This window comes from Leisingera sp. S232 (assembly GCF_049800895.1).
GTDB lineage: Bacteria > Pseudomonadota > Alphaproteobacteria > Rhodobacterales > Rhodobacteraceae > Leisingera.
In genome coordinates, this window is the sequence record NZ_JBNAFX010000053.1 from 1 (window position 1) to 18,322 (window position 18,322).

Here is an 18,322-nt window from a genome sequence, read left to right on the forward strand (position 1 = left end):
TCCCGCCATCTTCAGCAGGCTCGCAACCATACCGGACGTTTGCCGCAATGGCAGGCCGAACAATACCTTCACACTAAGGCAGAACTGGATGGCCGCATCGGAGAAGGTCTCCGGTCGTCCGCGTTTGCCGCATCGCTCGGCGAACCAGGTCATGTCGCGGTCAAACCAGACCAGCAGAGAGCCGCGCTTTCGAAGTGATGCGTTATAGTTGGACCAGTTCGTTGTTCGATAGCGGGAAGAGGCAGGCTTCGGCATGCCGCCGATCTAACCTACGGGATTCGCAAAGTGAATCCTCTACGGCCTTTGTGCAACAACGCCGCCTTGTGCAGCCGTGATTGGATTATTTTTTAAACAATGGATTAGCTGCAGGGTTGGTCGAACTTCACCCCTCTGGCAGCGCGCTGTTTCGTGAAATGAGAATAAAATGATTAGTCCGCTCAGATGCTGCTGAAACAGGGAGAATTTGACCGATAGAAGCTTTTGTAGGCAAAAATCCGCTGCAAGCCCGTAGCACTAAGAGAACGGGCCAAGCTGTTCTGACGGATCACAACCGGCGGAAACAGAGCGGGTCAGCAACCTGTCAGAACCCGCTTCAAACGATCAGGACATTTCTCAGGGTTTCCCGAAATGCCATCTCCTCCAGCCCATACTCCTCACATGCATCAATAACCGTGTGAAAGGGGGCGATGGGGCAGCCGGGACACAGCATCTGCTGCTCCATGAACTTGCCAGCGCAGGCGGGCCAGCGATGGAACAGTTCCGCGAGCGGCAGGTCAGGGTCGTCGAAATCGGGGCGGCGCATGGGCTTCCTCCTTTCCTGCATCTTGCGTGCAGCAATGGGCGCGGTCTTTGCGCTTGGACAATAACGCCGACAGTGCGCGGGGTTAGGCAGAAAGCATCCGCAACTGTACTCAGGACCGCGATATGTCAGAGATACTTACCAAGTCGCGGGCCAGGAACGTGTTCTACGGGGGCTCCTTGTTCTTCGTCGTCGTGTTCGTGGCCATGACCGCGCACAGCCACCGCTATATCACCCAAACATCCACCGCTGGCATGGAGCTGACCGACGAGGTGCGTTTGGGCAAACATGTGTGGGAACGCCATTCCTGCATCAACTGCCACACATTGCACGGCGAAGGGGCCTATTTCGCACCCGAGGTGGGCAATGTGATGACGCGCTGGGGTGTGCTGGACGATCCGGAAGGCGCCTATGAAATGCTGGACGGCTGGATGAAATCACAGCCTTCCGGCGTTGAGGGGCGCCGTCAGATGCCGTTCTTCGAGCTGACGGACGAAGAGACCAAGGCCTTGTCCGAATTCCTGCGCTGGGCGGATCAGACCGATACCCAGAACTGGCCGCCGAATGATGCAGGCTGAGGGAGAAAAACAATGAAGTATCAATCTCAAAAAGTGGCCTATGCCTATTTCATGGTCGCGATGGGCCTGTTTGCCATTCAGGTGTTGGGCGGGCTGCTGGCGGGCTGGATCTATGTCTGGCCCAACACGCTGAGTGAGCTGTTGCCATTCAACATTGTGCGGATGCTGCACACCAATGCACTGATTGTCTGGCTGCTGCTGGGCTTCTTTGGCGCCGCCTATTACCTGATCCCCGAGGAATCCGAGCGTGAGCTGTTCTCAGTGAAGCTTGCCTATATACAGCTGGCCATTCTGGTCGTTGGCACCTTGGGCGCGGTCGGCTCGTATCTCGTCGGCATCCACGGCGGGCGGGAATTCCTGGAGCAGCCCTTGTGGGTCAAGTTCGGCATTCTGGTTGCGGCGGTGATCTTCCTGGTGAACATCTCGCTGACCGTGCTGGCGGGCCGCAAGACTGCGATCACCAACATCCTCTTGATGGGGCTGTGGCTGCTGTCGCTGCTGTGGATCTTTGCCTTTATCAACCCCGACAACCTGTCGCTCGACAAGATGTATTGGTGGTTTGTTGTCCACCTGTGGGTGGAAGCCACCTGGGAACTGGTTATGGCTGCGATCCTTGGCTACCTGATGCTGAAGCTGACTGGCGTTGACCGCGAAGTGGTGGAGAAATGGCTTTATGTCATCGTGGCGCTGGCCCTGTTCTCCGGCATCCTTGGTACCGGCCACCACTTCTTCTGGATCGGCACCCCCGGCTACTGGCAGTGGATCGGTTCGATCTTTTCGACCCTGGAAGTGATCCCCTTCTTCGCAATGATGAGCTTTGCCTTTGTCATGGTCTGGAAGGGCCGCAAGAATCACCCGAACAAGGCGGCACTGCTGTGGTCGCTGGGGGCTTCTACCGTTGCCTTCTTCGGTGCCGGCGTCTGGGGCTTCCTGCACACGTTGCACGGGGTGAACTTCTATACCCACGGCACCCAGATCACCGCGGCGCACGGGCATCTGGCCTTCTACGGTGCCTATGTGGCGATGAACCTGGCCATGTTCACCTATGCGATGCCGCAGCTCAGGAACCGTGACCCCTATAATCAGGTGCTGAACATGGCGTCCTTCTGGCTGATGACCGGTGGCATGGCCTTTATGACCTTTGTGCTGACCTTTGCCGGAACCATCCAGACCCACATGCAGCGCATTGTTGGCGACTACTACATGGATGTGCAGGACCAGCTTGGCATCTTCTATCTGATGCGTCTTGGATCTGGCGTGGTGGTGGTGCTGGGGGCACTTCTGTTCATCTACGCAACCGTGGTGGTGCGCCGCGAAGTCATCAAGCCGGGCCGCTCGGCCGTACCGGGAGAATAAGCCATGAATGCGATAAACACGCCGTCCGTGCCTTTCTACCGTCCCGCAGGCGATGAATGCACCGTCTTTGAAATGGCCCAAGCCAACGGTCTGTCCCTTCTTCTGAAGGGGCCCACCGGCTGCGGCAAGACACGGTTCGTGGAACATATGGCAGCCCGGCTTGGGCTGCCCCTCCACACTGTCGCCTGCCATGACGACCTGTCCGCTGCCGATCTGATTGGGCGCTACCTGCTAAAGGGGGGCGAAACCGTTTGGGTTGACGGCCCGCTGACCCGCGCGGTGCGCGAAGGTGGCATCTGCTACCTTGATGAGGTGGTCGAAGCCCGCAAGGACGTGGCCGTGGTGCTGCACCCTTTGACCGACGACCGCCGCCGCCTGGTCATCGACCGCACAGGCGAAGAACTGTCAGCCCCCAAACCCTTTATGCTGGTCGCCAGCTACAACCCTGGCTACCAGAACATCCTGAAGAAGCTGAAGCCCTCGCCCCGGCAGCGGTTCCTGTCGATCGGCTTTGACTTCCCTGAGGCCTCTGCCGAAACCGCAGTGGTTGCGGCTGAAAGCGGGCTGGACGCAGATCGCTCTGCGGCACTGGTGCGGCTGGCAGGTCATATCCGCAAGCTGTCGGGCATGGAGCTGGAGGAAGGCGTGTCCACCCGTCTCTTGATCTATGCCGCCACGCTGATTGCCAAGGGCATGAGTGTTGAACGCGCGGTGGAGGCCGCCATCATCGAGCCTCTCAGCGACGAAGCCGATGTGAGCCAGGCGCTGCGCGACCTTGCCGCCAGCGTTTACGGGTGATGCGATGATCCACGCTTTCGACCTTCTGGAACCCGAGGAAACGGTTGGCAACCTGTGGCACGGCATGGCCACACGGATCGGCGCTGCCGGGGATGGGGCCGTACACACTGTCCGGTTTGAGGACATGCGCGCCAGTGTGGCCGCGCTGTTCCGGGCGCTGGGCGGGGCCGGGGGCGTGGAAATCCAGGTGGCGCCTGCGGTGCTGTCGGACCACCGCCCGAACCGGCTGCGCCGCATCGGCACTCCGCGGGAGATGGCGCATATGGCCAGCTTCGACGGTGAGCGCTTGCGCCTGCCGCCGGAAATGACTGCCTTTCCCAGCCGGGCGCTGAACCGCAAAGCCTATCTGTGGCTGGCCGCGATGGCCGCCATGATCGAATTGCCGAAACGCAATGAGGACCGGTATCAGGCTGATCAACTGGAGATTTCGGCCAACGCCCGCGCTGCGGATCAGGTGTTTGCCGCCTGTCCGGGTCTGCGGTCTGCCTATGGGGCGTTCTGCGCCCATATGGCCGAGACCCGCAAGCACAGCGGCCTGCCGCGGTTTGAGGCGCGGATTGAACGGATGGTGCTGGATCAGATCGGTTCTGACTGCCGGGTTGCCGAACCCTGCACCTGCACCGCGCCGCTCGGATACCGGACCTATCAGCCGGTGCCTTTCTGGCTGCGCTTGGCAGTACCTCAGGCAGGCAGGGGCGCAGCGCCTGAGGCGGAAGAGATGAAAACCCCCGGCATTGCCGTTTCCACCCGCAAAACAGCCAAGCGGCAGGACCAGGACCAAACCAGGCGCAAGGACAGCTTCATCGTCCACCGGTTTGAATCCATCCTGTCCTGGGCTGAAAGCCTGAACATCAACCGGATGGTGGATGACGACGACAACGAAAATGCCCAGAAAGCGGCAGAGGATCAGGATAACCTCACCCTTTCGCAACATATGAAGCGCGCGGTCTCAAAGCTGCGGATCTCGCTGGACTTGTCGCCGCAGGACGCCGAGCATGAACGGCTGGCTGGGCAGTTCACTTACCCCGAATGGAACCACCGGCTGGGCCAGCACATGCCGGCCCATACCTGCGTGCTGGAGGCCGAAGGTAAGCCCGCGGACAGCTTCCAGCCCGACCCGCGGCTGGTTTCCCGGGTGCGCCGCCAGTTTGCGCCGCTGCACCCGCGCCGGGTGATGCTGCCGCGGCAGCTGGATGGTGACGAGTTGGATCTGGAAGCGGTGGTGAAATCCCATGTCGATCTGGCCTGCGGCCAGCAGGGCAGCGACCGGGTCTGGCAGGCCAGCCGCCCGATGGCCCGCGACCTGAGCGTGGCTGTGCTGATGGACTGTTCCCGCTCGACCGAGGCCACGGTCGGCGACCGCCCGGTGATCGAAACCGCCCGCGAATCCCTGGCGGCCCTGGCCGGCGGCATTGCCACCGCGGGCGACCGCCTGGGCATCTGGGGCTTTTCCTCCCTGCGTCGCGACCGCGTTTTTCTGACCCGCGCCAAAGGGTTTGAAGACCCGATGTCCGAGGCGGTCACCGCCCGCATCGGCGGCTTTAAGCCTGGCCACTACACCCGGCTGGGCGCCGCCATCCGTCATGCCTCTGCCCGGCTGGCCGACGAGGGCTCTGAACGGCGCCTGCTCTTGGTGCTGACTGATGGCAAACCCAACGATCTTGACCACTATGAAGGCGTGCATGGCATCGAAGACAGTCGCATGGCGGTGCGCGAGGCCCGCGGCCTGGGCCAGTCGGTGCATGGCGTGGTGATCGACGCCGACGGGCAGGACTGGTTTGCCCGGATCTTCGGGCGCGCGGGGTTTACTTTGCTGCCCGACCCGGCCCGGTTGCCGCGCGCTCTGCCGGAAATCTATCAATCTCTGACCATGGAGCACTGAACTGAGATGAAACGCAGTCTTTCTCTGGCCCTGCTGGCGCCTACCAGCGCCTTTGCCGCCGCATTTGAGCGCCCGATCCCGCAGCCGCAGACCGAAACGGCGGAATTCTGGTTCCTGGTCGGCTCCATCGCGCTGGTCGTCAGCTTGGGGTTTGTCCAATACTTGGTGAGCCGGAGATGACACTGCAGCCCTCCTGGCGATTGCTGGCCGCGCTCTACCCGTTCGGGGCGGGGGCTGCGGCGGTCAATATCTTCTTCGCCTCGCTGATTGCCAGCTGGATCGGCTGGCGGGTGCTGAGCCCTTATGAATCGGTGGCCTGGGGGCTGTTGCTGGGCATGCCTGCGACGTATATTTTCGCCCGCCATATCGAGAGGCTGAAACGGCAGGCCGACGGCAGCTAAGGTAAGTTGACACAATCAAAAGCCCTGCGCTGCGGGGCTTTGCAGCGCGAAAATCTGAGAGGGCCAAATGTGGCAAGGCGGCTGATTTTTCGGGGGGCGCCGCCTTGCCGCGGGATCAGCCGGCCGTGGGCAACAGGCCAGCTTCCTCCGCTGCCGTCACCTCAGCCAGATCCGCCTCGCCGTCGGCATTGGCGTCGATGGTTGCAAAGGTTTCTTCTGTCAGATCGGGAAACGCCGCCTGCAGCTCTGCCAGCGAATAGGTGCCGTTGCCGTCAGTATCGGCTTGGGTGATGGGTTCCATCGCCGCCAGCGGAGATGCGATCAGGGCAGCAAGTGCTGCGGCGGAGAATGCGTGGTTTTTCATGTGAGACACTCCATTTTTGGTTCGGGTCTTCCTGCGGCCGCAGTGTTATGCGTGCCGTGCCCCAGTGTTGGACCGGGCTGGTGCCGACTGCCATGATCCTGCGACTGCAAGGCCGGTTCAGGCACACGGTTGCCGGCACAGTCTGGTTTGCCCGGCACATTGCCGCTGTGACACTCTGCTGGTCCTTTCTCCGCTCATGCTGCGGGGCCAGCTTTGCGGAGTTTTGCCCGTGCTTGTGGGTTTTCTGAGAGCGGATGCTGTCACACAGGAGGCGACCGGAAACACCAAAGGTCAGGGGGCAGGTGAGTCGAAGGTGGATGGGGAAGGTTCCACGGTCGGAGCAGACCTTGGGTGCGCAGGCCAGTTTGACTGCCGATGTGTCAAGTCGGCCGGTGGCCGGTTGCTGGTGGCCTGAGGCTTACTGCGAGGAGACTGCAAAGCCGCTGTTCAGAGCGCTGATCGCCAATTCGGGTGCGGTGTTGCGGCTGGCCATGCGTTCCAAGTTCACGATTGTCGACAGCATGATGCGGTCATGGCTCCAGTCACTGGGCCGTTGCAGCAGCATCGCTGTCGCCAGCACCACCCCGGCCATTGCAAGCGAGACGACTCCCCAGCCAAGCGAATTCGGGCCTTGGGGTTGCGCAGCTGTCACAGCAAGGATGCGCCGCTGCAAAGAGGCCCCGCGGCGGGTTTCACGGCGGTCGACCAGCGCCACTGCCGGGCTGCGGCGGGTGAACATCGCGGGGCTGCGGGCGGCATGGGCGCAGGCACGGATCAGGCATTCGCAATAGGCGCGGACATCAAAATCCGGCCGTGCCATCAGCGCCTGGTCGCAGGCGAACTCGCGCAACAGCCGCACTTCGCGCCGCCACAGGTAGAAGGCGGGGTTCCAGAACAACAGCGGTCGCAGCATCTCCAGCAGGAATTCGCATTCGATATCGCGCTGACGGAAATGCTGCAGCTCATGGGCAATGGTCAGGCGCAAGTCGCGGGGATCATTCAGCAGGGCAGCTGGCAGTACGACATATCGGCGGCTTAGCCCACGGGTGGAATAGGCCACCCGGACCGTATCTGAGACCATCAACTGCACCGACCCGATGCGTTTCCAGAGAAAGGCAGATGCAAGATTTTGGCGCAGGCGGAACACCGAAACAGCCACATGAGCCAGGCAGACTGCACCGCCTGTTGCAAAAGCGGCCGCAAGGGTCTGTGCCCAAAGCGGCTGCAACGTGGTCAGGCCGCGCACGGCGTCCTCGCGCAGGCCAAGCAGGGCTTCGAATTCACCCGCGCTCATATTCACATGGCCTTGTAGATACTGCGAGACCAGCATGTCGGAAAAATTCGGCGGATGGGCGATGACAAAATGGGTGAAAGCAAGGATCAGCACCGGGCAGGCGGCCAGAAGAACCGTCATTCCATTGAGCAGCCGCAGCTGCGGCTGGTAAGCGCGGCCCAGTTTGCTGCGTCCCAGCAGCCTGCGCGCGCCGATCCAAAGCGCGGCACCTGCCAGCAGCAGGATATTCAGATCAATATAGGCATTCAGCAGAACATCAGTTGGCATTGTCCCCCAGCCTTTCCTCCAAGAGCGCCCGCATCTCCTCGAGCATCTCGTCGGTCACATCCTCATCATCGACCAGCCGCGCCACCAAGGCGGCGGGCGCGCCGTTGAAAAGCTTGCTCGAAAGGTTTTTCAGAGATGTTTTCTGATACTCTGCCTTGGGAACGGCGGGACGGTACACCAGAGAGCGATCCCTGCGCTCACTGCTGAGAAAGCCCTTTTGTTCCATGATCTTGAGAACCGTGGCCACTGAGGTGTAGGCACGTTCCTGCGCCTTGTTCAGCTGCGCCAGGATATCGCGCACGGTGCCACCGCCCATGTCCCAGACAACGGTCATGAATTCCAGTTCGACTTCTGTCAGAAGGGAATTGTCCTGTTTTTTGCGCATCGCCTTGGCTGTCCGGCTCATAGGATTGTTCCAGTCATGCTAGGGGAAGCAGGCTTCCGTGAAAACTATTTTTTTAGATGATGCGTGGCGGCTGGGGTTTTGTTGTCAAAATGTGCGCTACCGCGCGAGTCCTTGCAGCAGGTTGCGGGGGGATATGTCATCTTGATTGTGGCGCTTCGGGTGGGTGTTTGAATTTTTGCTGAGATGGCCTTGAAGGGCAGAATTGCCTTCAAGGCCTGTTCGGATTTTGTTTTGGCGGGTCGCGTCAAGGGCAAGCCGCCTGCGGCGGGGCCGCTGGCCCCCTTGACCCGAAGGACAGTCAGACTTTCCAGAAGCAGAAGATGCCCCAGGCAATCGACAGGCCAAGCGGCCACCAGAGCGGCATCCCCACCAGGCCCAGCCAGGCCAGGAAGATGTAGGACGTACCCAGGAGGCTGATGAACAGCCGGTCGCCGCGGGTGGTGGTGAGGCCAAGCACGCCCTTGCGGACCGCGCCGCCGGGGTGGCGGATTTCGGCGATGATCAGCACACCGATAGCGCTGAAAATACCGATGAACACCAGGGCAGTGGGCCAGGTCCAGGCCATCCATGAAAGCATTTAAACCCTCCCCATCGCGAAACCTTTCGCGATGTAATTGCGGACAAACCAGATCACGATGGCGCCTGGAATGATGGTCAGAGTGCCTGCGGCTGCCAAGAGTCCAAGTTCATAGCCCGCGGAAGACGCGGTTTTGGTCATGGTGGCGGCAATCGGCTTGGCAGCGACAGCGGTCAGGGTCTTGGCCAGCAAGAGCTCCACCCAGGAGAACATGAAGCAAAAGAACGCCGCCACGCCCACGCCTGCCTTGATCGACGGCACAAAGATCGTCGCAAAGAAGCGCGGGAAAGAATAGCCGTCGACAAAGGCGGTTTCGTCCAGCTCCTTGGGCACGCCGCCCATGAAACCTTCGAGAATCCAGACCGCCAGCGGAATGTTGAACAGGCAATGCGCCAGGGCGACGGCGAGATGGGTATCGAACAGCTCCACTGCCGAGTAGAGCTGGAAGAACGGCAGCGCAAACACCGCAGCCGGGGCCATCCGGTTGGTCAACAGCCAGAAGAACAACTGTTTGTCGCCGAGAAATCGGTAGCGGCTAAAGGCATAAGCCGCCGGCAGCGCCACCGCCACCGAGATCACCGTGTTGATCGTCACATAGAGGATCGAGTTGATATAGCCCCAGTACCAGCTGGGATCGGTGAAGATGGTGGCGTAATTCTCCAGTGTGAAGCTCTGCGGGAACAGCGAGAAGCCCGACAGGATTTCATTGGTCGTCTTGAAGCTCATGGCCACCAGCCAGTAGATCGGTAGCATCAGGAACAGGATATAGACGATGGGGACGATGGACCGTTTCTGCATCTTGATCCCTCCCTTAGTTCAGGTCGTCTTTGGTCATCAGCGTGTAGAACAGCCAGCTGACCAACAGGGTGATTGCGAAATAGATGAGCGACATGGCGGCAGCGGGGCCAAGGTCGAATTGGCCAAGTGCGATTTTCACCAGGTCAATTGACAACAGCGTGGTGGAGTTGCCGGGGCCGCCACCGGTGAGCACGAAGGGCTCGGTGTAGATGTTGAAACTGTCCATAAAGCGCAGCAGGATGGCGATGGTCAGCACCGTCTTCATCTTGGGCAGCTGGATGAAGCGGAACACCGCCCAGTTGGAAGCACCATCGATCTTGGCCGCCTGGTAATAGGCGTCGGGGATCGACACCAGCCCCGCATAGGCCAGCAGTACCACCAGCGAAGTCCAGTGCCAGACGTCCATGGTGACAATGGTGACCCAGGCCGCAATGGGGTCCTGGGTCATGTCATAATTGATGCCCAGAACGTGGTTCAGAAAATAGCCCAAGAGGCCGATGTCGGGCAGGGTAAAGATGTTCCACATCGCGCCCACCACGTTCCACGGGATCAGCATCGGCAATGCCATCAGCACCAGGCACACCGGCACCCAGAAACCGCTGCGCGGCATCGACAGCGCAATGGCAATGCCCAGGGGCACTTCAATGATCAGGATCAGAAAGGTGAACAGGAACTGGCGACCAAGCGCTGCATGGAAGCGGTCAGACCGCAGGATTTGCTGGAACCAATCCAGCCCCTGCCAGAAGAACACGTTGTCGCCAAAGGTCTCTTGCACCGAATAATTGACCACCGTCATCATCGGAATAAGCGCGTTGAAGGCGACCAGCAGCAGCACTGGAAGCACAAAGAACCAGGCTTTCTGGTTTTCGGTTTTCATCAGGCCGCTCCTTGTTTGTCTGCAGCGGGGGCGGTGGCAATCCAGCCATCCACATAAAGCCGAGTCATGTCCTGGCGGAAGGCCAGATGCACGGAACTGCCTTTTGCCGGGGCGCCGCCTTCGGTGACGGCGTTGATACGGCAGCGGCCGGCCTCGCATTGGACAACCGTATGGCGGCCAACATCTGAGACCTTGGTGACTGTGGCGGGCACGCCGTGATCCGCCAAGGAGACGAATTCCGGACGGATGCCAATTTCGCTTTGGCCTCCAGCCTCACCCTGAATGGGGCCCTCCAGCGGAATGGCTTGGCCAGCAAAAACTGCGGCGCCGTGCTGCAGCGTGCAAGGTAGAATGTTCATGCCCGGCGAGCCGATGAAATGACCAACGAAGGTATGGGCGGGGCGTTCGAACAGTTCGACGGGCGTGCCGATCTGCACCACCTCGCCCAGCTGCATCACCACCACCTGTTCAGCGAAGGTGAGCGCTTCGGTCTGGTCGTGGGTGACGTAGATCATCGTCGCCTTCACACGCTGGTGCAGCTCTTTCAGCTTGCTCCGCAGTTTCCACTTCAGATGCGGATCGATCACAGTGAGCGGTTCGTCGAACATCACCACGTTCACGTCTTCGCGCACCAGCCCGCGGCCCATGGAGATCTTCTGCTTGTTGTCAGGCGACAGGCCGGCCGCCTTTTGGTCCAGCATATCTGTGACCTCGAGCATTTCGGCAATGGCCATCACCCGCTGGCGCACAGTTGCCTCATCCCGGCCGCGATTGCGCAGCGGGAAGGCCAGATTGTCGTAGACCGTCATGGTGTCGTAGATCACCGGGAACTGGAACACTTGGGCAATGTTGCGCTGATCCGGGGGCAAGGCGGTTACGTCCTGGCCGTCAAACAGGATCTTGCCCTCCGACGGCACCAGCAGGCCGGATATGATGTTCAAGAGGGTGGATTTGCCGCAGCCCGAGGGGCCGAGCAGCGCATAAGCGCCGCCATCGTTCCAATCCAGATCGATTTCCTGCAGCGCATAGTCCGAGTCGGATTTTGGCGTCGAAAGATAGCTGTGGCGCAGTTTTGAGAGTGTTATTTTAGCCATTGATGCCTCATGCCGCGCGGCTGCCGTCGGGGGCAAAGAAATATGCCTGCGCAGGGTCCATGTAAAAGTCGTGCAGCTCACCCACACGGTAGGGGTGGACGCCATGGGCCAGCGAGACCCAACTGCCGGTGTCCGATCCTGTGCCCATGTCGAAATGGGCCGAGCTTTCGGAGCCGGAGAGTTCGGTGACCTGAACCCGGCCCGACAGCTGCACTTTGGCGCTGTCGCGGGCGACGGGAAGCACGTGGTGGGGGCGGACCGCGATGGTGTAGCTGCCATCGCTGAGGGTCGCTGCACTGCCGCTCAGCTCCCAGGTGACGCCTGCGCCAAGGCGGGCCATGCTGCCCTGCTTGATGATCCTGGCGGTGTTGATCGGCGGGTCGGAGAACACCCGTGCCGCATCAATATTTCCGGGGTTGCGGTAGATCTCGGCGGTGGCGCCGAACTGAGTGACACGCCCGTCGCGCATCAGCGCAGTCTTGCCGCCCAGCAGCAGCGCCTCTTCCGGTTCGGAGGTGGCATAGACCACCACTGCGCCGCGGCCTGCGAACAGTTCGGGCAGCTGGTCGCGCAGTTCTTCGCGCAGCTTGTAGTCGAGATTGGCCAGCGGCTCATCCAGGAACACTGCGCGGCTTTCCTTGGCGATTGCGCGGGCCAGCGCGCAGCGCTGCTGCTGGCCGCCGGACAGCTCATGCGGGCGGCGGTGCAGCATCGGCTTCAGCTGCAGGATTGCGGCGGCTTCCTCGACACGGTCTGCGATTTCCGACTTCGCCATCCCGGCAACTTTCAGCGGCGAGGCGATGTTCTCGAAAACCGTCATATGCGGGTAGTTGATGAAGAACTGATGCACCAGGCTGATGTTGCGCTTCTGAGTGCTGAGACGGCTGACATCCACGCCATCCATCAGCACCTGGCCGCTGGCCATCGGGTCGAGGCCCGCCATCAGTTTGATCAGAGAAGTCTTGCCTGAGCCGGTGGCGCCCAGGAGGACGTTGAAGTGACCGGGTTCCAGCAGCAGCGAGGTTTCCTTGATGTGCTGAATGGCGCCGACGCGCTTGGTCACGTCTTTTAGTACGAGTGCCATCTTGCTTTGACTTTCCGGCAGGCGGCCTGTTTGTGCGCAGGGCAGGCGCACGCGGTATCTTGGGGGAAACGGCCCCGGATGACGGGAAAGAGTCTTCCGGGGCCCTGACAAGCCCGGCCAGATGATGGGGATCGCTGGCCGGACCGGGAGGAGTGGCTTACTGAGTTGCCCAGCGGGCCACCAGTTCGTCATAGTTGACGGTCTGGCCAGCGGGTTTCTCGTTCTCCAGCGGCGGCTTGGCGCCGCCATTGGCATACCACCATTCCGCGTCCTTTTCCTCGTTCAGGCGCGGGCCGCAGCCGCCATAGACGCCGGCCTGTTCATCTGCGCGCTGCATACGGGCCATGGTGATGTCCATTTCCTCAGCCAAGCGGTTCATCGCCTCCTGCGGAGTGAAGGCGCCGGAGTTGACGTCACCGATCTGCTGCCACCAGATCTGGGCCAGCTTCGGATAGTCAGGCACGTTCACGCCTGTCGGCGACCATGCCACGCGGTCGGGCGAGCGGTAGAACTCGACCAGGCCGCCCAGTTTCGGTGCGCGCTCAGAGAAGCTTTCGTGGTTGATCGAGCTGTCGCGGATGAAGGTCAGACCCACATGGGATTTCTTCACGTCCACGGTTTTCGACACAACGAACTGGGCATAAAGCCAGGCCGCCTGCGCGCGGTCGACGGGCGTGGATTTCAGGAATGTCCAGGAGCCCACGTCCTGATAGCCGACCTTCTGGCCTTTTTCCCAATAGGGGCCGTGCGGGCTGGGCGCCATCCGCCACAGCGGGGTGCCTTCGGCGTCGACAGTGTTGTTGCCTTCGGACTGCGGCTTGACCATGTCGGCGGTGAATGCAGTGTACCAGAAGATCTGCTGCGCCACGTTGCCCTGTGCCAGGGCCGGCAGCGATTGGTAGAAGTCATAGGATGCGGCACCCGGGGGGGCGTATTTGCGCAGCCATTCGTCCCATTTGCGGATCGCATAGACCGCCGCCGGACCGTTGGCAGCACCGCCGCGGCTGACGCTGGCGCCTTGCGGGTTGCAAGTGCCGGCTTCCATGCGGATGCCCCATTCATCGATCGGCACGCCGTTCGGCTCGCCTTTAGAGCCGGCGCCTGCCATCGACAGCCAGGCATCAGTCATCCGCCAGCCAAGATCCGGCGCACGCTTGCCGTAATCCATGTGGCCATAGATCGCGGTGCCGTCGATTTCCTTTACCTGCTCGCTGAAGAATTCGGCGATGTCCTCATAGGCGGACCAGTTGACCGGCACCCCCAGATCATAGCCGTATTTTTCCTTGAACGCGGCCTGCAGGTCTTCGCGGTCAAACCAGTCCTTGCGGAACCAGTAGAGGTTCGCGAACTGCTGGTCGGGCAGCTGGTACAGGTCGCCGTCCGGACCGGTGGTGAACTGGGTGCCCATAAAGTCACCCAGGTCGAGGCCCGGATTGGTCACATCCTTGAAGTCGCCTGCCATCATGTCGGTCAGGTTATAGGCCAGCTGCAGGCGCGAGTGGGTGCCGATCAGGTCGGAGTCATTGACGTAGCCGTCATAAAGGTTCCGCTTGGTCTGCATCTGAGTCTGCACGGCCTGAACCACTTCGCCCTCGCCGAGGATCTGATGGTTCACCTTGATGCCGGTGATCTCCTCAAACGCCTTGGTCAGCACTTCGGATTCATAGGAATGCGTCGGAATGCCTTCCGACAGCACGTTGATTTCCATGCCTTTGTAAGGTTCGGCGGCCTTGATGAACCACTGCATTTCCGAAAGCTGTTCATCTTTGGTCAGGACCGACGGCTGGAATTCTTCATCAATCCATTTTTTGGCCGCCATTTCGTCGGCATAGCCAATTGATCCCGCAACCACCGCGCAAACGGCTGCTGCGGAGAGAAGATACTTACGCATCTCTTCCTCCCTGAAAGTCTCTTGAGGCCAGCTGCGCATTGGCTGCACCTGACTGGCATAGAGCTTTCATAGGTTGGAATATGTTGTCAAACTAAAAATTTAGTAATGGATATGTAGTTGAAAAAATTGGTGTATTCAACGTGTTTGCGGGAGAATTGTCCGTTCAGAGGCCGTGCCGCAATGCAGCATTCCCGGTTGTGACGTGACGGAAAACTCTTCCCTGGCGGGATCGGAAAAAACAGTCGCCGTGCGCAGGCTTTGCGTCTAAGGAGGGCGGCATGACGCAGAATGACACTTTTGAGATTTTCCTGACCGCAGCGCCGGGACTGGAACAGGCGCTGCTGGCCGAGGCCAAGGAACTGGGCTTTGCCGCGCCCAAGGCGGTTCCTGGCGGGGTTACGGTGCAGGGGGGCTGGGTGGATGTCTGGCGGGCCAACCTGTCGGTGCGTGGCGCCGCACGGGTTCTGGCCAGGATTGGCGAATTCCGGGCCTTCCATCTGGCCCAGCTCGACAAGCGGTCGCGCAAGTTTCCCTGGGGTGACGTGCTGCGCCCGGATGTACCGGTAAAAGTGGAGGTTGCGACCAACAAGAAGTCCAAGATCTATCACGCCGGCGCCGCTGCCCAGCGGGTGGAAAAGGCAATTTCCGAAACCCTTGGCGCGCCGGTGACCAAAGACGCAGAGCTGACTGTGAAGCTTCGCATCGAAGACAATCTGTGCGTCTTCAGCGTCGACACTTCGGGCGAGGGGTTGCACAAGCGCGGCCATAAATCCGCGGTCGGCAAGGCGCCCATGCGCGAGAACCTGGCCGCCCTGTTCCTGCGCGAATGCGGGTTCGACGGCAGGGAGCCGGTCGTGGACCCGATGTGCGGCTCAGGTACTTTCGTGATCGAGGCCGCTGAGATCGCCAAGGCGCTGTTGCCGGGCCGTAGCCGACGCTTTGCGTTTGAAAATCTCGCCACGTTTGACGCGGCGGCATGGGAAGAACTGAAGCAGACGGGCGCAGTGCAGGAGACAGATCTTTTGTTCTATGGCTCCGACCGCAACACAGGCGCCGTGGAGATGTCCAGCGCCAATGCCGAACGTGCCAGCGTTGCGGATATCACCCAATTTACCCAGGCTGCCGTCAGCGATTTGCAGCGACCGGAGGGCCCGCCCGGTCTGGTGATCGTCAACCCGCCCTACGGCGCCCGGATCGGCAACAAGAAACTGCTCTATGCGCTTTATGGTGCTTTGGGGCAGGTGCTGATGGAACGGTTTTCCGGCTGGCGTGTGGGCATCGTCACCTCGGAAACCTCTCTGGCCAAAGCTACCAACCTGCCGTTTTTGCCCTTTGGCGCGCCAGTGGCCCATGGCGGGCTGAAAATCCGCCTGTTCAAAACGGACCCGCTGCCCTGAGGCGGCAGGTGCCGTCGGCGGCCCATGTGACGTGCCGTCCGGGTTTCCACGCGGTGTGATGCCTGGCTAACCTCTGTGGCGCGACAAAACAGGAGGGGAGATGCAGCAGGCTGAAGATTTCCGGGCTGAGAGCCGGGCCCTGGCAGCTATCCTTCAAGACTTGCCAGAGGCGGAGTTCCATTGCGAAACCCAGTTCAAAGGCTGGACGATTGATCATGTGCTGGGCCATTTGCATCTGTTCAACGCCGCGGCTCAGGCATCGCTGCAGGGCGCGGAGGCCTTTGATGCCTTCATGGCGCCCGTTCAGCGCGACATGCAGGCGGGGCGCTCGATACTGGCGTGTCAGTTTCCCTGGCTGAACGGTCTAAGCGGCCGGGCGTTGTTCGACGGCTGGTTGGCGGGAGCAGAACGCTGCGCCGATGCTTTTGCAGCGGCAGATCCCAAGGCACGCCTGAAATGGATCGGTCCGGACATGAGTGCGCTCAGCGCTATCACTGCGCGGCAGATGGAAACCTGGGCGCACGGTCAGGAAGTGTTTGATCTGCTGGCGGAAGAACGGCAGGAACAGGACCGTATCCGCAACATCGCGCACCTCGGGGTGGTGACCTATGGATGGAGTTTCCGCAACCGTGCACTGGAGGCGCCGGAGCCTGCGCCATTTGTTCAGTTGACCGCACCGTCCGGGGTGGTTTGGGAATGGAATGCGCCGCAGAGCGCGGTCTGCGTCAAAGGGCGGGCAGTGGAGTTTGCCCAGGTGGTCACCCAGGTGCGCAGCATCGACGACACCAGCCTGCAGGTTTCCGGCGCAGCTGCGGAAAGCTGGATGCGTATCGCCCAGTGCTTTGCCGGTCCGCCCGAAACACCGCCTGCCAAAGGGGCGCGCTTCAGGACTGACCCGGCAGATCAGTAGAACAGCAACAGGCAACGGACCGCAGTGCTGTGACCCAGGCTGTCAAAAAAAGCAGGGTACTGTCCTGGGAATTTGCAGACGCAGGCATACGCCGTCGGTCTTCCTAATGTGGCTCGCCGGTGTCAGGAGGCATTCGGATGCGGTGATCAGGCCGGGGACCAGGCCCTGCGCAGCCCTTCCAATGTCATGCGAAGCGGGTCTGCTGTCGTAACCGGCAGGCCTTGGGCCTCCAGCGCCGCGGCATACAGCGGTTGCAGCGGGGCTTCGGCCACCAATGCAAGGTTCTGTCCAAGCCAATAGGGGCGCGCTGCAGCCAGCTCTGCCCCCAGCAAGAGCCCCCAAAGCCGCCCGCGTGCGGTCTCTGCAGGGATCTGGCCAAGCGACACGCCAGCCTGGAGTGCTGCCAGTCGCCCGGCCAGCAACTCCGGTTTGGCAACGCTGTCTGCAGCGGCTTCCGCCAGCGCCGTCTTGCTGAAACCGCCGATGGCCTCCAGTAGCATCGGTTGGGCAATTGCTGCCGCCAACTGCCCGGTCAGCGCACTTTGAAAACTGACGGCTTCTTTGGCGCTGATTTGAACCCAATGGGTCACGGTGCTGCCCGGCAGGCAGACCACGCCATCCCAGTCCGGGTTCAGCTGCAGAAATCCGCGGAGCCGGGCAGTGGCCCCCAGGATCATCCCGACGGGCGCGGACTGGGCCAGCCCTGGCAGCGCATGAATGTTCAGGCCGCCCTGCGAAACTGGCGCCGGAGCCAGCCTTGCAGGGGCAGCCGGAACTTTCTGGAGCGGCGCCAAGGTGCTGCCGCCCAATAAAACCGGCTGCTGTTCGCCTGTCCGCAGCTGGCGCAGGCTTTCAGCCAGCGCAGCCGGGCTGTTGTCCGGCAGCTGCAGAACCTGTGCCGGAGTTGCGGCGCCGCCGGTCACACTCCATGCAGTCAGCATGTTTCCGTCCAGATTGGCGGCCAGCCAGCTGGTGCCGCTGTCAGGGGGCTGCATCATGCCCTCACTTTCCTTGCTATGGTGTTGGTCGGCTTATGGCGGTGTTTCGACCTTCGGGCAAGGGCGCGGCCTGTCTTCGTTCTGCGTTAAAGAGGGCAGGAGGTATGCCCCTGCCACGCTCTTTTATGGATCGGCGATGGTGCAGAAACGGTCTGCGATCCTGCCCGGCCCGCTGGGCAATGCGGATACAATGGTCTGGGCCACCATATGGCTAAGCGATTGCTGATTATGGGGAGTTGTCGGCGTTGTTGCACAAAGGCCGTAGAGGATTCACTTTGCGAATCCCGTAGGTTAGATCGGCGGCATGCCGAAGCCTGCCTCTTCCCGCTATCGAACAACGAACTGGTCCAACTATAACGCATCACTTCGAAAGCGCGGCTCTCTGCTGGTCTGGTTTGACCGCGACATGACCTGGTTCGCCGAGCGATGCGGCAAACGCGGACGACCGGAGACCTTCTCCGATGCGGCCATCCAGTTCTGCCTTAGTGTGAAGGTGTTGTTCGGCCTGCCATTGCGGCAAACGTCCGGTATGGTTGCGAGCCTGCTGAAGA

Annotated in this window: 21 protein-coding genes; 9 read left to right on the forward strand and 12 right to left on the reverse strand. The window is 61.1% G+C overall.

Features of this window, described 5'->3' with window-relative positions:
* Together ACP151_RS20045 and ACP151_RS20050 are read right to left on the reverse strand one after the other, a co-directional pair.
* Positions 1-255, reverse strand: a 255-nt coding sequence (locus tag ACP151_RS20045) for a transposase (RefSeq protein ID WP_424978662.1), incomplete at its 3' end; no start/stop codon positions are given.
* Positions 256-592: 337 nt separating this feature from the next.
* Entirely contained in the window at positions 593-802 is a 210-nt protein-coding gene (locus ACP151_RS20050) for a hypothetical protein (RefSeq protein ID WP_424980622.1), read from the reverse strand.
* A 122-nt stretch (positions 803-924) separates the two neighbouring features.
* Between ACP151_RS20050 and ACP151_RS20055 the strand changes: the two genes are divergently transcribed.
* The 6 genes from ACP151_RS20055 to ACP151_RS20080 are packed head-to-tail and all read left to right on the forward strand — an operon-like array spanning position 925 to position 5,814.
* On the forward strand, positions 925-1,377 hold the full coding sequence (locus tag ACP151_RS20055; RefSeq protein WP_424980623.1) for a c-type cytochrome: 453 nt from the start codon (positions 925-927) through the stop codon (positions 1,375-1,377).
* Positions 1,378-1,389: 12 nt separating this feature from the next.
* Positions 1,390-2,733 (forward strand): cbb3-type cytochrome c oxidase subunit I, encoded by a 1,344-nt coding sequence (locus tag ACP151_RS20060; RefSeq protein ID WP_424980624.1) that lies wholly within the window; start codon positions 1,390-1,392, stop codon positions 2,731-2,733.
* 3 nt (positions 2,734-2,736) lie between these two features.
* On the forward strand, positions 2,737-3,531 hold the full coding sequence (locus ACP151_RS20065) for a CbbQ/NirQ/NorQ/GpvN family protein (RefSeq protein WP_424980625.1): 795 nt from the start codon (positions 2,737-2,739) through the stop codon (positions 3,529-3,531).
* Between the two features lie 4 nt (positions 3,532-3,535).
* Complete coding sequence (locus ACP151_RS20070) at positions 3,536-5,413, forward strand: nitric oxide reductase activation protein NorD (protein WP_424980626.1); 1,878 nt, start codon at positions 3,536-3,538, stop codon at positions 5,411-5,413.
* 6 nt (positions 5,414-5,419) lie between these two features.
* The gene (locus tag ACP151_RS20075) at positions 5,420-5,593 is read left to right on the forward strand and encodes a hypothetical protein (RefSeq protein ID WP_424980627.1); all 174 of its coding nucleotides are present in this window, start codon (positions 5,420-5,422) and stop codon (positions 5,591-5,593) included.
* Positions 5,590-5,814, forward strand: a complete 225-nt coding sequence (locus ACP151_RS20080; RefSeq protein ID WP_424980628.1) for an NnrT protein — start codon at positions 5,590-5,592, stop codon at positions 5,812-5,814. Before ACP151_RS20075 ends, ACP151_RS20080 begins: the two co-directional genes overlap by 4 nt.
* Positions 5,815-5,929: 115 nt before the next feature.
* On the opposite strand, the gene ACP151_RS20085 is transcribed toward ACP151_RS20080, so the two are convergent.
* The 9 genes from ACP151_RS20085 to ACP151_RS20125 form a co-directional block, all read right to left on the reverse strand.
* The gene (locus tag ACP151_RS20085; RefSeq protein WP_424980629.1) at positions 5,930-6,178 is read right to left on the reverse strand and encodes an EF-hand domain-containing protein; all 249 of its coding nucleotides are present in this window, start codon (positions 6,176-6,178) and stop codon (positions 5,930-5,932) included.
* Between the two features lie 418 nt (positions 6,179-6,596).
* Complete coding sequence (locus tag ACP151_RS20090; RefSeq protein ID WP_424980630.1) at positions 6,597-7,739, reverse strand: M56 family metallopeptidase; 1,143 nt, start codon at positions 7,737-7,739, stop codon at positions 6,597-6,599.
* Entirely contained in the window at positions 7,729-8,145 is a 417-nt protein-coding gene (locus ACP151_RS20095) for a BlaI/MecI/CopY family transcriptional regulator (protein WP_424980631.1), read from the reverse strand. The genes ACP151_RS20090 and ACP151_RS20095 overlap by 11 nt, the downstream gene beginning before the upstream one ends.
* Before the next feature lie 298 nt (positions 8,146-8,443).
* The gene (locus ACP151_RS20100) at positions 8,444-8,722 is read right to left on the reverse strand and encodes a DUF2160 domain-containing protein (protein WP_424980632.1); all 279 of its coding nucleotides are present in this window, start codon (positions 8,720-8,722) and stop codon (positions 8,444-8,446) included.
* Positions 8,723-9,520 carry a carbohydrate ABC transporter permease gene (locus ACP151_RS20105; RefSeq protein ID WP_424980633.1) on the reverse strand — a complete coding sequence of 266 codons (798 nt, stop codon included), beginning with the start codon at positions 9,518-9,520 and terminating at the stop codon, positions 8,723-8,725.
* A 13-nt stretch (positions 9,521-9,533) separates the two neighbouring features.
* Positions 9,534-10,397: a carbohydrate ABC transporter permease gene (locus tag ACP151_RS20110; RefSeq protein WP_424980634.1), complete on the reverse strand. Its 864-nt coding sequence runs from the start codon at positions 10,395-10,397 to the stop codon at positions 9,534-9,536.
* The gene (locus ACP151_RS20115) at positions 10,397-11,491 is read right to left on the reverse strand and encodes an ABC transporter ATP-binding protein (protein WP_424980635.1); all 1,095 of its coding nucleotides are present in this window, start codon (positions 11,489-11,491) and stop codon (positions 10,397-10,399) included. Before ACP151_RS20115 ends, ACP151_RS20110 begins: the two co-directional genes overlap by 1 nt.
* 7 nt (positions 11,492-11,498) lie before the next feature.
* Positions 11,499-12,575 carry an ABC transporter ATP-binding protein gene (locus ACP151_RS20120; RefSeq protein WP_424980636.1) on the reverse strand — a complete coding sequence of 359 codons (1,077 nt, stop codon included), beginning with the start codon at positions 12,573-12,575 and terminating at the stop codon, positions 11,499-11,501.
* 157 nt (positions 12,576-12,732) lie between these two features.
* Complete coding sequence (locus ACP151_RS20125; protein WP_424980637.1) at positions 12,733-14,466, reverse strand: ABC transporter substrate-binding protein; 1,734 nt, start codon at positions 14,464-14,466, stop codon at positions 12,733-12,735.
* 278 nt (positions 14,467-14,744) lie between these two features.
* On the opposite strand from ACP151_RS20125, the gene ACP151_RS20130 reads away from it, so the two are divergent.
* The gene (locus ACP151_RS20130; RefSeq protein ID WP_424980638.1) at positions 14,745-15,863 is read left to right on the forward strand and encodes a THUMP domain-containing class I SAM-dependent RNA methyltransferase; all 1,119 of its coding nucleotides are present in this window, start codon (positions 14,745-14,747) and stop codon (positions 15,861-15,863) included.
* 100 nt (positions 15,864-15,963) lie between these two features.
* Entirely contained in the window at positions 15,964-16,773 is an 810-nt protein-coding gene (locus ACP151_RS20135) for a TIGR03084 family metal-binding protein (RefSeq protein ID WP_424980639.1), read from the forward strand.
* 146 nt (positions 16,774-16,919) lie between these two features.
* Here ACP151_RS20135 and ACP151_RS20140 read toward each other — a convergent pair whose 3' ends face one another.
* Positions 16,920-17,771 carry a 2-dehydro-3-deoxygalactonokinase gene (locus tag ACP151_RS20140; protein WP_424980640.1) on the reverse strand — a complete coding sequence of 284 codons (852 nt, stop codon included), beginning with the start codon at positions 17,769-17,771 and terminating at the stop codon, positions 16,920-16,922.
* Positions 17,772-18,075: 304 nt separating this feature from the next.
* On the opposite strand from ACP151_RS20140, the gene ACP151_RS20145 reads away from it, so the two are divergent.
* A partial coding sequence (locus ACP151_RS20145) for a transposase (protein WP_424979233.1) occupies positions 18,076-18,322 on the forward strand: 247 nt, incomplete at its 3' end.